The sequence below is a fragment of the Maricaulis sp. genome (genome assembly GCF_039978735.1).
Classification (GTDB): Bacteria; Pseudomonadota; Alphaproteobacteria; order Caulobacterales; family Maricaulaceae; genus Maricaulis.
Window position 1 is genome coordinate 23,825 of the sequence record NZ_JBDWAS010000017.1, and the last position, 15,485, is coordinate 39,309.

The following is a 15,485-nucleotide window of genomic DNA, read 5'->3' on the forward strand; positions in this document are numbered from 1 at the left end:
CGGTCTCTGGCCGGGCAGGGCTGCGTGACAGGGGAAGGGCGGCGAACCGGTGGGTTCGCCGCCCTTTTTCATGGCAGATTGCGGGAGGTGGGGGTCAGTCGGCGATCTGGCTGAGCGCCGTGCGCAGGGCGCCTTCATAGGACCGGCCGACACGCACGATCTGGCCATTGTCCAGATGCACGAGACGGCCGCCATGCTCGGTGGTCGAGGACATGGTGATGCGCTGCTTGTTGACGATGGCCGAGCGGTGCACGCGCATGAACATGCGCTCGTCCAGCAGGCTCTCCATCGCCGTCAGCGTGTCGCGGTGCAGCCAGGACCGGTCGCGGCAGTGCAGGCGGACATAATCGCCCTCGGCCTCGACCCAGTCGATCGTGCGCTTGGGCACGCGCACCATGCCTTCACGGCCTTTCACCCAGAGCGCATCGTCGGCCCCGGTGCCATTGCCGCGCAGGGCGTCGATCACCGTTTCCAGCTCGCCGATCCGCGACTGGGCGTCCTGCAGGCGCAACAGGCTGCGTGCGCGGGCGAGGGCGGTGTCGAGGCGTTCCGGCTTCACCGGCTTGAGCAGGTAATCGACGGCGGCTTCCTCGAAGGCCTCGGCGGCATGATGGCTGTAGGCGGTGACAAAGATCACGGCCGGGGCGTCCGGCCCGTTGAGCTGGCGCGAGACCATCAGACCGTCGGTGCCGGGCATGTGAATGTCGAGCAGCACGACATCGGGGCGCAGGGTGGAGATCATCTCCATCGCCTCGTCGCCATCGCGTGCCACTCCGACGATCTCATATTGCGGCCGGCGGGCCAGCAGGACTTCCAGCCGGCGCGAGGCCAGCCGCTCGTCATCAACGATCAGGATGCGCATCCTTCCCTCCCTGGGTCTGTCCGGTTTCTTTTTCGGTCGCCGCAGCCTTTGCCGGTTCGCCGATCTCCAGCGGCAGACGGATACGCACGGCAAAGCCGCCACCCTCGACCGGGCCGGCTGCCAGATCCGCGTGCTTGCCGTAGAGGACTTCCAGCCGGGCGCGGATATTGTTCAGCCCGACGCCGGTGCCCTCCGGCGGTGTGGCCGGGACCGGGCCGCCGCTGTCGGTAACGTTCAGCACCAGCATCTCGCCCTCGCGGCGCGCCTGGATGGCGATATGCACCCGCACCCGCGACCTCGAGACGGCGTATTTCACCGAATTCTCCAGCACCGGCTGCAGGATCAGCGAGGGGACCAGCGCCTTGCGGACAGCCGGGTCGATATCGCGCTCGACCTCGAGCCGGCTGTCGAAGCGGGCTTTCTCGATCCCCAGATAGAGATCCTGTGCCGCCAGTTCCTCGTCCAGCGGCACGCGCTCGTCCGGTGAGGTCTGCAGGGCAAAGCGCAGGAAATCGCTCAGCCGGCCCAGCATGGTTTCGGCCTCGTCATTGTGGCGGTCGATAACCAGCGAGGAGATGGCGTTGATCGTGTTGAACAGGAAATGCGGGTTGAGCTGGAAGCGCAGCATTTTCAGCTGGGCTTCCTGGGCCAGCACGGCGGAATCGTAGATCTGCCATTCCTGGGCGCGGATGCGGCCGAAGGCCTCGATCACCAGATAGATCGCCGACCAGGCAATGAAGGCGGGCATGTTGAAGACGAACCAGCGCGGCGCGATGTGGGTCAGGCCTTCCCAGCCCCGCGTCGTCATGCGGCTATTGGTGAATTCGGTCGGGAAGACCTCGTACCACATCAGCCACATCATCACGATGTAGAAACAGGTCGCGAGCATCGAGCTGCCCATGATCAGGGCAAAGCGCGTCGACAGGTCGAGCTGGCGGGTGGGGCGCAGGATCGCATAGTGGATCAGCGTGGTGGCGGCGAGCCCGCTCGTCTCGATGACGACATTGCGCCAGAGATTGTAGACGTCCTCGATCATCGCGATGCTGGTGAGGACGGTGAACAGCAGATTGCAGGTCCAGAAGATGATCTGCATCCGCCAGAATACGGCCCCCCGCATGCCGTCATTGGCGCCGTCGATGGTCGTCGTGGGCAGCCGGTTGGCCGATCCCAGTGTCCGGTTGAGCCGCAATTGCAGGCCGCGCTGGCGCGTCGGATCGGGCCGCCGGCTCTGGTCGAGACGCCAGGTCAGCACACACCAGCCCGCAAACACCCAGACATCCATCATCCAGCGCTGGCCGACCCGGGTCAGCATGTCCCGTTCGATCCCGCCGGCCCCCTCGCGCGCCGTGAACAGCAGGTTGACGACGGAGAAGACGAGTGCGGTCGCGGCGATGGCGATGATGAGAGTGGTGAACCGGCGGACAGCCGGCAGCTCGCGCGTCCGGCGGATCAGGTCCGTCAGCATGAAGGACAGCAATCCCCCTGCCGTGGAAACCGGCACCAGCCGCGGCAGCAGCCCGGGACGGGCAACGAATTCGCTCCAGTCGGCCACGAGGTTGAAAAAGGCGACCACGCACCAGAACAGGATAAGGGCAATGGCGAGGTGGCGGGCGGCGAGACGGTCGCTTCTGAAAGCGTCCGGGGCCGGCGAGAGAGGCGGTGTACTGAACATGCGCCCAGCCTAGTCGCGCCTCTGCGCCTCCCAAATCGGCGCGCGCGTCGTTCGTCGGGTTTATCAGGACGTTTGTCGCAGATATGCGGCGTTCACGGTGTTTGTGGTGCCGTTAGAGCACAATCCGGTGCGACGAACGGAGCGTGGCGTAATCGTTGCGGTGGATGTGAGAGGCGTACAGAGCGCCAGACCAAGCTCGCTCCCCGCAGCCCTGAGCGCGCTTCATGTGAGCACGAACCCCACCACCGGCAGTTTGACCGGGTACGGGTTCGAGCGGAGCGGAAGCAATCGAAAAATGGTGCCGGCTGAGGGACCGGGCTCGCTCCCCGCAGCCCTGAGCGCGTTCCATGTGAGCATCGACCCCGACACCGACTGCGGTGACAGGCTCGGGTCGAGCGGAGCGGGAACAGAGGAAAAATGGTGCCGGCTGAGGGACTCGAACCCCCGACCCCCTGATTACAAATCAGGTGCTCTACCAGCTGAGCTAAGCCGGCAACCAAGGGCGACCTGATACGCGGGGCCGGGGAGCGGGACAAGTCCCTGATGCAATCGGGACTGTCCCGTCCGCCGGCCGTGTCGCGGATCAGTCCTTGACGGCGACGCCGTCCATGGCGGTGAGGATCGCGGCGGCGACCACGAAGCCGATCAGCGTATGAGCGCCGTCGAGCACCAGCAGCATCATGGGCTGCATGGCGTAGGCGATGTCATAGGCGATCGTTGTCACCACGAAACCGGCCCACAGGAAGACGGCCCATTTCACGGCACTGGCAAGCCCGTCGGCCTTCAGCGCCTTCAGGGCCAGGCCGAGAAAGGCCGTGGTGACCAGCGTGATGGCAAACCCCATCGCCATGGCCGGCCCGGCGGACGCTTCGGCGGCGGTCATCTGGGCGTCGGTGAAGCCCCACAGCCCTGTCCAGAGCTCGGAGAAAAGCGCGCCGTACCAGACGGCGCCGACAGCATAGAAGGCCAGCGTGGCGACGATGAGCGCCACAAGGTTCAGCCCGAGAATTCGCGGCATTTGGTGTTCCCTCCCCATTGAAGGGCCTGTATGTCTCACGGCCCCGGGACGAGTCCCCTTTGGCTCGCCCCTGACGCGAACACTCTACTCCAATCGCCGCGCAAGAGAAGAAAGTCGAAATGGCCCGGATACTGATCACCAGCGCTCTGCCCTACATCAATGGCGTCAAGCATTTGGGCAATCTCGCGGGGTCGATGCTGCCCGCCGATGTCTATGCGCGCTTCCAGCGGGTGATGGGTCATGACGTGCTCTATGTCTGCGCCACCGACGAGCATGGCACGCCGGCCGAGCTGGCCGCGGCAACGGCGGGTCAGAGCGTGCGCGAGTATTGCGACGAGCAGCACGATATCCAGAAGCGCGCCGGCGACGGTTTCTCCCTGAGCTATGATGTGTTCGGCCGCACCTCCAGCCAGCCCAATATCACCCTGACCCAGCATTTTGCCGAAGTGCTGGAGGCGAGGGGGCTGATCGAGGAACGTCTGGAACATCAGGTCTTCTCGATCGATGACGACCGCTTCCTGCCGGACCGCTATGTCGAGGGGACCTGTCCGCATTGCGGTTTCGAACGGGCGCGTGGCGACCAGTGCGACAATTGCGGCCGCCTGCTGGAGCCGACGGACCTTAAAGAGCCGTACTCCAAGATTTCCGGCTCGAAGAATCTGGAAGTGCGCGAGACCAAGCATCTCCATCTCCTGCAGACGAAGATGGAAGCCAGGATCCGCGACTGGGTGGACGCCTCCACCGAATGGCCCGGCCTGGCCAAGTCGATCGCCTATAAATGGCTGGACGAGGGGCTGCGCGACCGTTCCATCACGCGCGACCTGAAATGGGGCGTGCCGGTGACGAAAAACGGTGCGCCGCGCGAGGGCTTCGAGAACAAGGTCTTCTATGTCTGGTTCGATGCGCCCATCGGCTATATCGGCGCGACGGTCGAATGGGCCGACGCCACGGGCGGGGACTGGGAAAGCTGGTGGCGCACGGACAAGGGCGCGGATGACGTGACCTATGTCCAGTTCATGGGCAAGGACAATGTCGCCTTCCACACGGTGTCCTTCCCGGCGACCATTCTGGGGTCCGAAGAGCCCTGGAAGACGGTGGACAAGCTGAAAGCGTTCAACTGGCTGACCTGGTATGGCGGCAAGTTCTCGACTTCGGAAAAGCGCGGCGTCTTCATGGACCAGGCGCTCGATCTGCTGCCGGGCGATTACTGGCGCTGGTATCTCACGGCGAACGCGCCGGAAGGCTCGGACTCGGCTTTCACCTGGGAGCATTTCCAGTCGCTGATCAATTCCGACCTGGCCAATGTGCTGGGCAATTTCGTCAATCGGATCACCAAATACACGGCCTCCAAGTTCGACGGACAGGTGCCGTCTGCCGGTGAGCCCGGCGAGGCCGAGGCCTGGATGGCGGCCGAGCTGGAGACCCGTCTGCCGGCGGTGGTGGCGAATATGGAAGCGATGGAGTTCCGCAAGGCGGCCTCCGAAGTGCGGGCCATCTGGGCGGCGGGCAATGAGTATCTCACCCGGGCCGAGCCCTGGGTGAAGTACAAGACCGATGTCGATGCGGCAGCCGTCGGTGTGCGGACCGGGCTCAACCTGGTCGCGCTGTTCGGCATTCTGGCCCAGCCTTTCATTCCGCAAGCGGCTGCGAAGATCCTCGACGCTGTCGGTGTTCCGGCCGACAAGCGCTACTGGTCGTTCGATGGCCCGGCCGCGGACCTGCTGGACGCGCTGCCGCACGGCCACGCTGTGACCCCGCCGGACGTGCTGTTCGCCAAGATCGAGGATGCGCAGGTCGCCGAATGGACCGAGCGTTTCGGGGGCTCTGACGATTAGACCGGGACGGCGTCTGCCTGCAGACACGGACATCCATTGTGCTCTTGCCGGGACCTCGCCTCGGGACGAAAGCTTCGTCAAGGCGCAGACCCGCTTTGCGGCACCGAAGGTGGCCTTGACGAACCTTTCGTCCCGAGGCCCACTGGCTGACAAGAGATCAATGGGGGAGAGGGCGTTTTCACGCTCTCATTTGATGCGATGAAATCACTCATCACAGCGGTATTCGTGACGGCAGGGTGTCTGACTGGTGCCGCGATGGCCCAGACCGGCTCCGACTGGCGTGCGGTCGACCCGGAAGACCTGCTCCTCATCGAGGTCGAGGACGGCATGATCGCTATCGAACTGGCCGGCTGGATCGCACCGAACCATGCCGCCCGCATGCGGCAGGCGGCGCGTGACGGCTTTTTCGACGGGCGGGACTTCTATCGCGTGATCGACGGCTTCGTGGCCCAGGCGGGTCGCGGAGAGGAAGCCGATTCGATCGAGCTGCCGCAATATCCGGCGCTGGCGGGCGAGTTCACCGTACCGGCCGGCAGCGTCACCTTTACGCCGATGATCGATGACGACCTCTATGCGCCCACCGTCGGCCATGTCGAAGGCTTTCCGGCGGCCATGAACGCGGCAGGCGACGCGGTCTGGCCGATCCATTGCCCCGGCACGGTCGCCATGGCGCGCGGCAATGAGCCGGACAGTGGCGATGTGGAATTCTACATCGTCATCGGGCACGGGCCGCGCCATCTCGACCGGATCATGTCGGTCTTCGGCCGCGTCATTGACGGCATGGATCATGTGCAGGCGCTGCGCCGTGGAGACCCCGCGGTGAATTCCGGGGTGATCGCCGATCCGGCGGCCCGGGATGCAATCCTGTCGGTGCGCGTGGCGGCAGACCTGCCCGAAGCCGGCCGTCCCGCCTACGAGATCATGCGCACGGACAGTCAGGCCTTCCACGATGCCAAGGCCGCCCGCCGCAATCGCACGCACCCCTTCTTTTTCGAAACGCCGCCGGCCGTGATCGAGGCCTGCCACATGCCCGCGGCCGTGAGGCGCGCTGAATGAGCAATACCGAAGACACCGTCCAGTCGATGATCGGCGCTGCGCTGCACGCCGATGCGCCGGCCGACATCATTGCCGAGATCGAGGCTGCGCTGGGGTCGGAGGATCGCTGGGTGCTCAATGCCTGCATCCTGTCGATCGGCCATATGGCGCGGCGCTTCAAGACCTATCCGGCCGATCTGAAGGCCCGCGTCTGGCTGGCCGCGCGGACCAGCGCGCATGCCGATGTGCTGGCGGGGACGCTGGGGGATGCCGAAAGCGATATCGCCACATTCAAGGCCGAGGCGGTGTAATGGGTCAGCCGGATATTTCAGCGGCAGAACTGGATCGTCTGGAGCGGGCGGCCGCGCTGTTGCTGGAAGCCGAAGACCGTCTGCCCGTTCTCAAGACCATTGCCTGGAACCGCTCCCTGGCCGATGCCTTCTTCGAGAGCGGCGAGCGCGAACTGCCCCGTCCGGTCTATCCGCACATCGATGCCGGGCCCTCGCTGGAGCGGGTCGCCGAAGCGCGCCGCCTGATCGACGGGTCGAGCCCGGTCCATGACTGGCTGCTGCGCCTCAGCGAGACGGTCGCGGATACCGCACACATGCTCGAGGCGGTCGGGACAGCGGACTTTCACCGCTATTCCAGCCGGCTCTATGGCGGGCCGGCCAGCCCGATTGCCGACGGCAAGCGCACGGCGCTGGATCTGGCGCGGCGGCTGGACGATGTGCTCGCCGATTTCGACGGCGCAGCGGTGCGGCTCGAACCGCCGGAGGTTCTCACGGCCGACGATCTCAAGGCGCGGCTGGATGCCGAACTGCCGGCCGCTTTCGGCGCGGTGGCGCCGCGGGTCGAGGTGACGCTGGACGTGTCCGCCAAGGCCGCCGCGGGGCGCGATTATATCAAGCTGCGCGCGGATGCGGCCTTTTCCGACCTCGACGTGGTGCAATTGCTGCAGCACGAGGCCTTCATCCATATCGCCACCAGCCAGAACGGGCTGCGCCAGACGCATTTCCCGGTGCTTGCGGAAAGCCATCCCGGCAATGCGCGCACCCAGGAAGGCCTGGCGGTCTTTGCTGAATTCATCTCCGGGGCGCTCGATCCGCGGCGCTTCCGGCGTCTGGCCGACCGGGTGATTGCCATCGACATGGCCGCCCGGGGTGCCGATTTCATCGAGCTCTACCGCTTCTTCCGCGAGCGCAATGACCGCGACGCGCCGATCGAGGCCTTCGAGAGCGCGCGGCGCGTGGTGCGCGGCGGCGTGGCGGGCGGCGGCGCGCCCTTCACCAAGGATTCCATCTATCTGGGCGGGCTCCTGGAAGTGCACAATTATCTGCGCACGGCGGTGCGCGCCGGCGATATCGCGCTGATCCGCCTTCTGTTCGTGGGCAAGATCGACCTGATGGATCTGGAAGCGATGAAACAGCTGCGCGAGGGCGGGTTGATTGTCGAGCCGGCCTTCATGCCGCCCTGGGCGACAGATCTACGCTATCTCCTGTCCTACCTGGCCTATTCGACCTTCCTCAACGAGATCGACCTGCGCCATGTCGCGGCGCGTTACGAGCCGCTGTTCACCAGCTGATGGCAGCGGCGGGCGTCATGCCCAGTCGCGGCGGCTGAGCCAGATCACCAGCAGGACGAAGAGAAGCGTGCCGCCGCCGCCGCCCAGGGCGAGCGCGATCTGCGCGCGTTCCGGATCCGTCGCCAGCATGTTCACCGGCATCAGCCAGGGGAAGTAGATCCCGTATTCGGAGCTCGTCGCCGCAACGGCCACGAAGGTGCCGCCGATACCGATCGCCACCGGGGCGGCAAAGCTGCGGAAACGGTGGGCGATGCCCCATTGCACCGCGGCCACGCAGATCCCGGCGATCCACATCTGCGCGTGCAGGCGAAACGCCAGCGCCCAGTCCGGCGCGCCTGCAATGACAAGGTCCGGATCGATCAGAAGCGCGGTCCACGCCGCGGCGAAGGCAGCCAGCGCCACACTGGCCGAGACGAGCGCCATCATGCCCAGCAGGACCAGGATCTTGGCGGTGAAGATCTGCCAGCGGGGCACCGGCAGGGCGAGCGACCAGGACCAGGTGCCCGGACCGTGTTCGGTCTGGGCCATCAGGGCGGCCAGACCGATCGTGGTCATGGGCAGAAGGAAATAGGCCCAGATCGCCGAGCCCGACATGACCAGTACGGTCCACTCGCCGGCGCCATGCCCGCTGGTCATGGCCAGCACGCCGAGCAGATACACCATGACGGCCGGCGTCGCCGCGACGAGCAGGACGAGCGAGCGGCGCAGTTTGAGGACTTCACATCCGATAGCGCGGATCATGCAGCGGCCTCCTTGCGGGGTGCGGACGTCAGGTCGAGGAACAGGCTCTCCAGATCCGCGCGGAGCGGGGCGAGGGCGCTGACAGCAATGCCGGCGCTGACGAGGGCGGCATTGAGCCGGGCCGGATCGCCGTCGCCCGACAGGATGAAAGACCCGGCCTCATCGTCCCGGCTTTCGACCGTGAAACCATGCGAGCCTGCCAGGGCGACGGCCTCGTCAGGCTTGTCGCACCGGATTTCCAGGCGCTGGCCGGTGCGGGCTGCGAGCGCGCCGATGGCGCCGTCGAACACGGTCTCGCCCTGGCGCATCACGCCGACATGGGTGGCGATCTGTTCGACTTCCGACAGGAGGTGGCTGGACATGAAAACGGTGGCGCCCGTGCGCTCCGGCAGATCGCGGATCAGGGCGCGCATGTCGCGCATGCCGGACGGGTCGAGCCCGTTCGTCGGTTCGTCCAAAATCAGCAGGCGGGGTTCGCCGATCAGCGCGCGGGCCAGGCCCAGGCGCTGGCGCATGCCGAGCGAATACTGGCCCACCTTGCGCCCGGCATCGCGGGTCATCTCGACCGTTTCCAGCACCGCGCCGATGCGCGCCTTGGGCAGGTCGAGATAGCGGCAGGCCAGCTGCAGGTTCTCGTATCCGGTGAGGTTGGGATAAAGCGCCGGCGTCTCGACGACGGCCCCGACGCGCGCCAGGGCGGCCCGGCGTTTGCGCCGGATGTCGTGACCGTCAACGCGCACCGTGCCGGCGTCCGCCCGGATGAGGCCCAGCAGGCAGCGGATCGTCGTGGTCTTGCCGGCCCCGTTGGGACCGAGAAAGCCGTAGATCGCGCCCTGCGGCACGGTCAGGTCGACCCGGCGCACGGCATCGACCCGGCCATAACGCTTGGCCAGCCCGCGGACATCGAGGGGCAGATCGGTCATGTCGCAAAGACTCCTGTCCAGTCCGGCCAGTCTTCCGGGCGTCTGTCGGGCAGCACAGGGGGAAAATCCGCGCCTCCATCCCGCGCGGCATGCGGGCGGTCTCTCCGTCCGCGTGCACGATCATCGATTGACGTTTGGGCTGGGCCCCGTTCGAATGGCGAAAACCACTCAGAGGGGAAGCCTGTCATGAAACGCCATCTTTTCGCCGCCACGGCCGTACTCGGCCTGTCGCTCGCTGCCCAGCCGGCCGTGCTGGCCCAGAGCGAGGATGCGCTCAGCCGTGCGATCGCGGCGGATTATGACGCGCACCTGGAAGCGCTCTACCAGCATTTCCACGCCCATCCGGAACTGTCCCACCAGGAGGTGGAGACAGCGGCGCGCCTCGCCGAGGAACTGCGGGCGCTGGGCTTTGACGTGACCGAGCAGGTCGGTGGCACCGGTATTGTCGCCGTGATGGAGAATGGCGAGGGGCCGACGCTGATGATGCGGGCCGACATGGACGGGCTGCCGGTGCGCGAGCAGACCGGCCTGTCCTATGCCTCGACCGATACCGGCGTCGATCATCGCGGTGTCGAGAACCCCACCATGCACGCCTGCGCCCACGACACGCACATGACGGCGCTGGTCGGTGCGGCGCGGCAGCTGGTCGAGCGCACCGATGACTGGTCGGGCACGCTGGTGCTGATCGGCCAGCCGGCCGAGGAGCTGGGCGAGGGCGCCGTCGCCATGATCGAGGACGGTCTGTTCGAACGCTTCCCGACGCCGGACTTCAACATCTCCTTCCACACCTTCTCCGCCATCCCGACCGGCACGATCACCTATGTGCCCGGCTATGCGATGGCGAATGTCGATTCGGTGGACATCTATGTGCACGGCCGCGGCGGCCACGGCGCCTATCCGCACACCACCAAGGATCCGATCTACCTGGCCTCGATGATCGTGGTCGGTCTGCAATCGCTGATCTCGCGCGAGCTGTCGCCGCTCGAGCCGGGCGTGGTGACGGTCGGCGCCTTCAATGCCGGCGCCAAGCACAACATCATCTCCGACGAGGCGCATCTGCAGCTCACCGTGCGCTCCTATTCCGACGAGACCCGCAATCACCTGCTCACGGGCATCCAGCGCATCGCCAATGCCCAGGCCGAGGCCTACGGGCTGACCGAGGCGGAGTATCCGCGCATCGAGATCGAGGAGACCTATACGCCGGCGCTCTACAATAATCCGGAGCTGGCCAGCCGCGCCGTGGGCGCGCTGCGGGCCCGTTTCGGCAATGAGGCCGTCGTGGAGACCGATCCGGTGATGGGCGGCGAGGACTTCTCGCAATACCACCGCACCGAACACGATATCCCGACTTTCATGTTCTGGGTCGGCGGCACGACGCCGGCGCGGCTGGACGAGTACACCGCCAACGGCCAGGTGCCGCCCTCCAACCACTCGCCCTTCTTCGCACCCGACGATCCGGAAGGCACGATCACCCAGGCGGCCGAAGCGATGACCAGTGTCGCCCTGGACATCCTCGCGCCCGCCGAAGGCGAATAGGCACAAGACCGGTGTCCGGCTTCGGCAGCTGGCGAATTGCCGCTGCCGGGCCGGCTCACTAGGTTGGGGGCCGATCAAGGGGAGGGTGAGGCATGTCGCTGATTCCGGCAGACAATCATCTGGCCGTCATGGCCGCATTGTTCACGATCGCCGCTGTGGCGTTTCTTCTGGAGAAGACCCGCATCGGCGCGCTGGTCACCGGCACGGTCTCGGCGATCTTCATCGCCATCCTGGCGGCCAATCTGCGCATCATCCCCAGCTCGGCCCCGGCCTATGATTTCGTCTGGACCTATTTCGTCCCCGTCCTGATCCCGCTCTTCCTGATGAAGGCGGACCTCAAGCGGATCTTCTTCGAGACCACCCGCATGGCGGCGGCTTTCATGCTCGCCTCGGCGGCGACCGTGATCGGTGCGATCGTCGCCTTCTCCCTGATCCATGTCGGCGATTACGAGGCCGGAGCTGTGGCCGCGGAGTACGGATCCCGCCAGGCTGCCGCGGCCGGCGCGTTCACGGCGACCTATATCGGCGGCTCCGTAAACTATGGCGCGCTGATGAGCTCCACCGGGCTGGGTGCAGCCGATCCCAGCTTTGCCTCGGCGATGACGGCTGTCGACAATCTCTATTCCGGCTTCTTCCTGGCCCTGCTGGCCATCATTCCCGGCGTCAGCTGGATCGCCTCGCGTTTCGTCCAGCGCGATCACAGCCAGGGCGAGATCGAGGTTGCCGAGGAAGATCCGATCTCGCCGGCCTCGCTCACCCTGTCCATGGCCTACGCCCTGGTGGTGGTGGCGCTCGGCTCACTGGTCGCGGACCTGCTGGACCAGGTCTGGGACGATGCCGGCCGCAAGTGGAAATTTGCCATCATCTCGGTTCTCTCGCTGATCCCGGCCACGGCATTCCCCAAGACGATGGGCCGCCTGCGCGGCGGCTACGAGATCGGCATCGCGCTCAGCTTTGTCTTCTTTGCCATGATCGCGGCGGGGGCCGATGTGGTGTCACTGTTGCAGCTGGCGCCGATCCTGATGCTGCTGATCGGCATTCTTCTGGTGGTGCACGCCATTGTGCTGTTTGGCTTGGGCAGTCTTCTGCGCCTGTCCCTGCCGGAACTGATCACGGCCTCGAATGCCGCCATCCTCGGCGCCACGACGGCGCCGGCCCTGGCAGCGGCCAAGGGCTGGAAGGATCTGGTCACGCCCGGCGTTCTGGTCGGTGTGCTGGGCTATGCCATCGGCACGCCCATCGCGACGCTCGTCTTCGAGTTCTGGCCGGGCTGACGCGCGGTACGACATTACGCGAGCTTCACACCGCCTTCAGCTGCCCGAAGGATGCGGGCTGTCATAGACTGCATCCGATAGGGACCTCCCGTGCATCCTGGGGGGGAGAAGCGAATTTGGAGGGATTTCCATGACTGACAGAACCATCACCGGAAAAATCGTGGCCGGTGCCGTGGCAACGGTGGCCGGTATCGGTGCCCTGTCGATGGCTGCCAATGCCCAGACGGGTAGCGGGCAGAGCTATGACGGCGATCATGTGCGCGTCGAGAACTTCATCGGCCGCGTGGAAATCCGCACCGGCGGGTCGGACATCCGCGTCGAGATCCGCAATCCCGGCGATGTCGCCGAGGATCCTGTCGCCAGCAGCGCGCGCAACGGCGTGACCATCGATGGCGGTCAGAGCGTGCGCAATCTGAACTGCCGCACCCGCAACAATGAAATCCGCATCGGCCGCCGCTTTGCTGCGCATTCCATCGACGAGTATCCGACCCTGGTCATCACCGCGCCGGACACCATCACCTTCGAGCTCGATGACAGCGCCTTTGTCGGCCAGGCCGGCGATCTGGGCGCGCTGAACCTGTCGATGAACAGCTGCGGCCGCTTCGAGGCCGGTGCGATTGCCGGCGAAGCCGAGATACGCATCAACGGGTCCGGCGATGTGACCGTCGGGGATATCGGCGGCGATGCCGAGATCGGCATCAATGGTTCGGGTGACGTTGTGGCCCGCACAATCGGCGGCCGCATCCATGTCGGGATCAACGGGTCCGGCGATGTGGAAACCGGTGAAGTTCGCGGCGACAGCGAGATCGACATCAACGGTTCCGGCGATGTCGAGTTTGCCCGCGTTGCCGGTCTCGATGTCGATATTTCGGGCTCCGGCGATGTGGTCGTCGGCAGCATGGACGGCGCCTTCAATGCCGGTATCGCCGGTTCCGGCGACATCACCGTGCGCCGCGGTCAGGCCCAGCCTTTCGAGGCCAACATCCACGGGTCCGGCGATATCAGCTTCGGCGGTACGGCGACCGATGTGCGCATCCGTGAAGGCGGTGGCGGCGATGTCGAGATCGCCGAGATCGAAGGTTCGATCGACTGGCGCCGCAATGGCCGCACCGTGCTGCGCTCCGGCGGCAGCAAATAGGCTCCAGCAAGTGGCGTCCCGGTCCGGTCCGGCCTCACGGCCGGGCCGGGCGCCATTTTGCTGCTTCGTACAGGGCGATCGCGGCGGCGTTCGACACGTTCAGGCTTTCCACCGCCTGCGTCATCGGAATGCGCACCAGCTGATCGCAGGAGGCGGCCACACGCGGCCGCAATCCCTTCTCTTCCGACCCCATCACCAGAACGATACCCGGACCGTGCCCCTTGCCGTCCGGCCCGGCCAGCGCCGCCGCCAGCTCGGTCTCGCCTTCGCCGGCCAGACCCAGCACGAAACGGCCGGCCTTGCGGAATTCGGTCAGCGTATCGGCGATATTGGTGACGCGCACATGCGCCACCCGCTCGGCGGCACCGACAGCGCTCTTGCAGACCGTGCCAAAAAGGGGCGGGGCCTTGCGGTCCTGCATCACCACGGCGCGCACGCCAAAGGCCGCGGCCGAGCGCAGGATTGCGCCGACATTGTGCGGGTCGGTGATCTGGTCGAGCACAAGCAGGGCGCCATGGGTCGGATCGGTGACGCCGGCCACCGGTTCGGCATCCAGCGCGGCGGCGCGGACGGCAAAGCCCTGATGCACGGCACCGGGGGGCAGATCATTGTCCAGCGCGCGCGGCTCGACGGTATTGGCCTGTGTGCCTTCGGGCAGTTCGCGCGCGGCATTGCGGGTGACGCGCAGCTCGAGGATTTTCCGGCGCGGATTCGCGACAGCGGCGAGCACTGCGTGACGCCCCCAGATCCATCCCGAATCGCCAGTGCCAGCAGGCCTGGAGCCGCGGCTGTAATCGGGGCGTTTGGGGCTGTTGCGCCTTGGGTTCTTCGTCACTATAGTCCGCGCTCCTGTTTCGGGGCTCCGCCCGGTGAGGCCTGCCATAGCACGGCTGAAGCCAAGCTGAGAGACTTCGTTGCAGGACATCCTTCCGCCGGTTATTTCCGGACATGAAGGCACCCTGTGGAGGGGTGGGAGAGTGGTTAAATCCAGCAGACTGTAAATCTGCCCGCTATGCGTACGCTGGTTCGAATCCAGCCCCCTCCACCACCCTTCGCCCTGCGGGCTTCGGGTGCTGGTCGTTTGATCTCACGGCAACTCGCTTCGCTCGCGCCTCCGATGGGGCGGGCTGACCGCCCGGCGCGCGGTCGCGCTTGCGAACCCTGCGGGTTCGTGGCGGTTCGTCCGGCCAAGATTGCGCTCACCTGCTTGGCGCCCGCCACTGCAGCGGTGTTCAATTGCTCTCTCGACCTTTGGCGCGGTTACCGGTAAACACCAGCGCCCTGATGCGGGTATAGCACAATGGTAGTGCAGCAGCCTTCCAAGCTGAGGATGCGGGTTCGATTCCCGCTACCCGCTCCACCCTTCGCCCTGCGGGCTTCGGGTGGCAGGCCACCCGCAGCGCGCACTTGGGGCGAAGCGGCCTGTCCTCCGAAGCTTCAGCGAAGGAGGCTGTCGCGCCGAAGCCTTGGCGCAGGCGGAGGGTCTGCGACACGCTCTGCTTCACCCCCCTGACGCAAGCATCTCCGGCCAATCCGCGAAATGCCGGCATGACCGCGTGCGGGGACTGCCGTGCGCAGCCGCATCATCCCGCGCTTGCCTCTTGCCTTTGAGCAAAACCGGCGCTATCCCGCGCCCGGTCCTTCGGGTACGGCCGTATCCGAACAGTTTCACTTGCATCTACGTCGATGGCCATCTTCGCGATTAGGTCGGCGTCCAAGAGGAAAACACGATGGCGAAGGAAAAGTTTGAGCGCACTAAGCCGCACGCGAACATTGGCACGATTGGTCACGTTGACCACGGCAAGACGACGCTGACGGCGGCGATCACGATGGTGCTGGCCGAGCAGGGCGGCGGCACGGCGAAGAAGT

General features: G+C 65.9%; 14 protein-coding genes and 3 tRNA genes. 10 read left to right on the forward strand and 7 right to left on the reverse strand.

Annotation, left to right across the window (positions count from 1 at the left end):
- Positions 1-94 precede the first annotated feature (94 nt).
- From ABJO18_RS05775 to ABJO18_RS05790, 4 genes are all read right to left on the reverse strand, one after another.
- Positions 95-862, reverse strand: coding sequence for a LytTR family DNA-binding domain-containing protein (locus ABJO18_RS05775; RefSeq protein ID WP_348506804.1), 768 nt, complete (start codon positions 860-862; stop codon positions 95-97).
- On the reverse strand, positions 843-2,534 hold the full coding sequence (locus ABJO18_RS05780) for a histidine kinase (protein WP_348506803.1): 1,692 nt from the start codon (positions 2,532-2,534) through the stop codon (positions 843-845). Before ABJO18_RS05780 ends, ABJO18_RS05775 begins: the two co-directional genes overlap by 20 nt.
- A gap of 418 nt (positions 2,535-2,952) precedes the next feature.
- Positions 2,953-3,028: transfer RNA gene (locus ABJO18_RS05785), tRNA-Thr, on the reverse strand.
- Between the two features lie 89 nt (positions 3,029-3,117).
- A complete protein-coding gene (locus tag ABJO18_RS05790) occupies positions 3,118-3,552 on the reverse strand; it encodes a DUF1761 domain-containing protein (RefSeq protein WP_348506802.1) in 435 nt (144 codons plus the stop codon).
- 119 nt (positions 3,553-3,671) lie between these two features.
- Between ABJO18_RS05790 and metG the strand changes: the two genes are divergently transcribed.
- The 4 genes from metG to ABJO18_RS05810 all read left to right on the forward strand — a co-directional run bounded on the left by metG (position 3,672) and on the right by ABJO18_RS05810 (position 8,004).
- On the forward strand, positions 3,672-5,387 hold the full coding sequence (metG, locus tag ABJO18_RS05795) for a methionine--tRNA ligase (RefSeq protein ID WP_348506801.1): 1,716 nt from the start codon (positions 3,672-3,674) through the stop codon (positions 5,385-5,387).
- 198 nt (positions 5,388-5,585) lie between these two features.
- Positions 5,586-6,443 (forward strand): peptidylprolyl isomerase, encoded by an 858-nt coding sequence (locus tag ABJO18_RS05800; protein WP_348506800.1) that lies wholly within the window; start codon positions 5,586-5,588, stop codon positions 6,441-6,443.
- The gene (locus ABJO18_RS05805) at positions 6,440-6,733 is read left to right on the forward strand and encodes a hypothetical protein (protein ID WP_348506799.1); all 294 of its coding nucleotides are present in this window, start codon (positions 6,440-6,442) and stop codon (positions 6,731-6,733) included. The genes ABJO18_RS05800 and ABJO18_RS05805 overlap by 4 nt, the downstream gene beginning before the upstream one ends.
- Positions 6,733-8,004 carry a flavohemoglobin expression-modulating QEGLA motif protein gene (locus ABJO18_RS05810; RefSeq protein WP_348506798.1) on the forward strand — a complete coding sequence of 424 codons (1,272 nt, stop codon included), beginning with the start codon at positions 6,733-6,735 and terminating at the stop codon, positions 8,002-8,004. The genes ABJO18_RS05805 and ABJO18_RS05810 overlap by 1 nt, the downstream gene beginning before the upstream one ends.
- 15 nt (positions 8,005-8,019) lie before the next feature.
- Here ABJO18_RS05810 and ABJO18_RS05815 read toward each other — a convergent pair whose 3' ends face one another.
- A complete protein-coding gene (locus ABJO18_RS05815) occupies positions 8,020-8,745 on the reverse strand; it encodes an ABC transporter permease (RefSeq protein WP_348515785.1) in 726 nt (241 codons plus the stop codon).
- Entirely contained in the window at positions 8,742-9,668 is a 927-nt protein-coding gene (locus ABJO18_RS05820; protein ID WP_348515786.1) for an ABC transporter ATP-binding protein, read from the reverse strand. The genes ABJO18_RS05815 and ABJO18_RS05820 overlap by 4 nt, the downstream gene beginning before the upstream one ends.
- A gap of 186 nt (positions 9,669-9,854) precedes the next feature.
- Here ABJO18_RS05820 and ABJO18_RS05825 point away from each other — a divergent pair, with 186 nt between their 5' ends.
- The 3 genes from ABJO18_RS05825 (at position 9,855) to ABJO18_RS05835 (ending at position 13,616) form a co-directional block, all read left to right on the forward strand.
- Positions 9,855-11,204: an amidohydrolase gene (locus tag ABJO18_RS05825; protein ID WP_348509391.1), complete on the forward strand. Its 1,350-nt coding sequence runs from the start codon at positions 9,855-9,857 to the stop codon at positions 11,202-11,204.
- A 92-nt stretch (positions 11,205-11,296) separates the two neighbouring features.
- Positions 11,297-12,478 (forward strand): DUF819 family protein, encoded by a 1,182-nt coding sequence (locus tag ABJO18_RS05830; protein WP_348509392.1) that lies wholly within the window; start codon positions 11,297-11,299, stop codon positions 12,476-12,478.
- Positions 12,479-12,608: 130 nt separating this feature from the next.
- Positions 12,609-13,616 carry a DUF2807 domain-containing protein gene (locus ABJO18_RS05835; RefSeq protein ID WP_348509393.1) on the forward strand — a complete coding sequence of 336 codons (1,008 nt, stop codon included), beginning with the start codon at positions 12,609-12,611 and terminating at the stop codon, positions 13,614-13,616.
- Between the two features lie 34 nt (positions 13,617-13,650).
- Here the strand turns inward: ABJO18_RS05835 and rlmB are convergent, their stop codons facing one another.
- A complete protein-coding gene (gene rlmB, locus ABJO18_RS05840) occupies positions 13,651-14,499 on the reverse strand; it encodes a 23S rRNA (guanosine(2251)-2'-O)-methyltransferase RlmB (protein ID WP_348509394.1) in 849 nt (282 codons plus the stop codon).
- Between the two features lie 80 nt (positions 14,500-14,579).
- Here rlmB and ABJO18_RS05845 point away from each other — a divergent pair.
- From ABJO18_RS05845 to ABJO18_RS05855, 3 genes are all read left to right on the forward strand, one after another.
- A tRNA-Tyr gene (locus ABJO18_RS05845) sits at positions 14,580-14,664 on the forward strand.
- Positions 14,665-14,902: 238 nt separating this feature from the next.
- A tRNA-Gly gene (locus tag ABJO18_RS05850) sits at positions 14,903-14,976 on the forward strand.
- Between the two features lie 370 nt (positions 14,977-15,346).
- On the forward strand, positions 15,347-15,485 hold a 139-nt coding region (locus ABJO18_RS05855; RefSeq protein ID WP_291887634.1), incomplete at its 3' end, for a GTP-binding protein.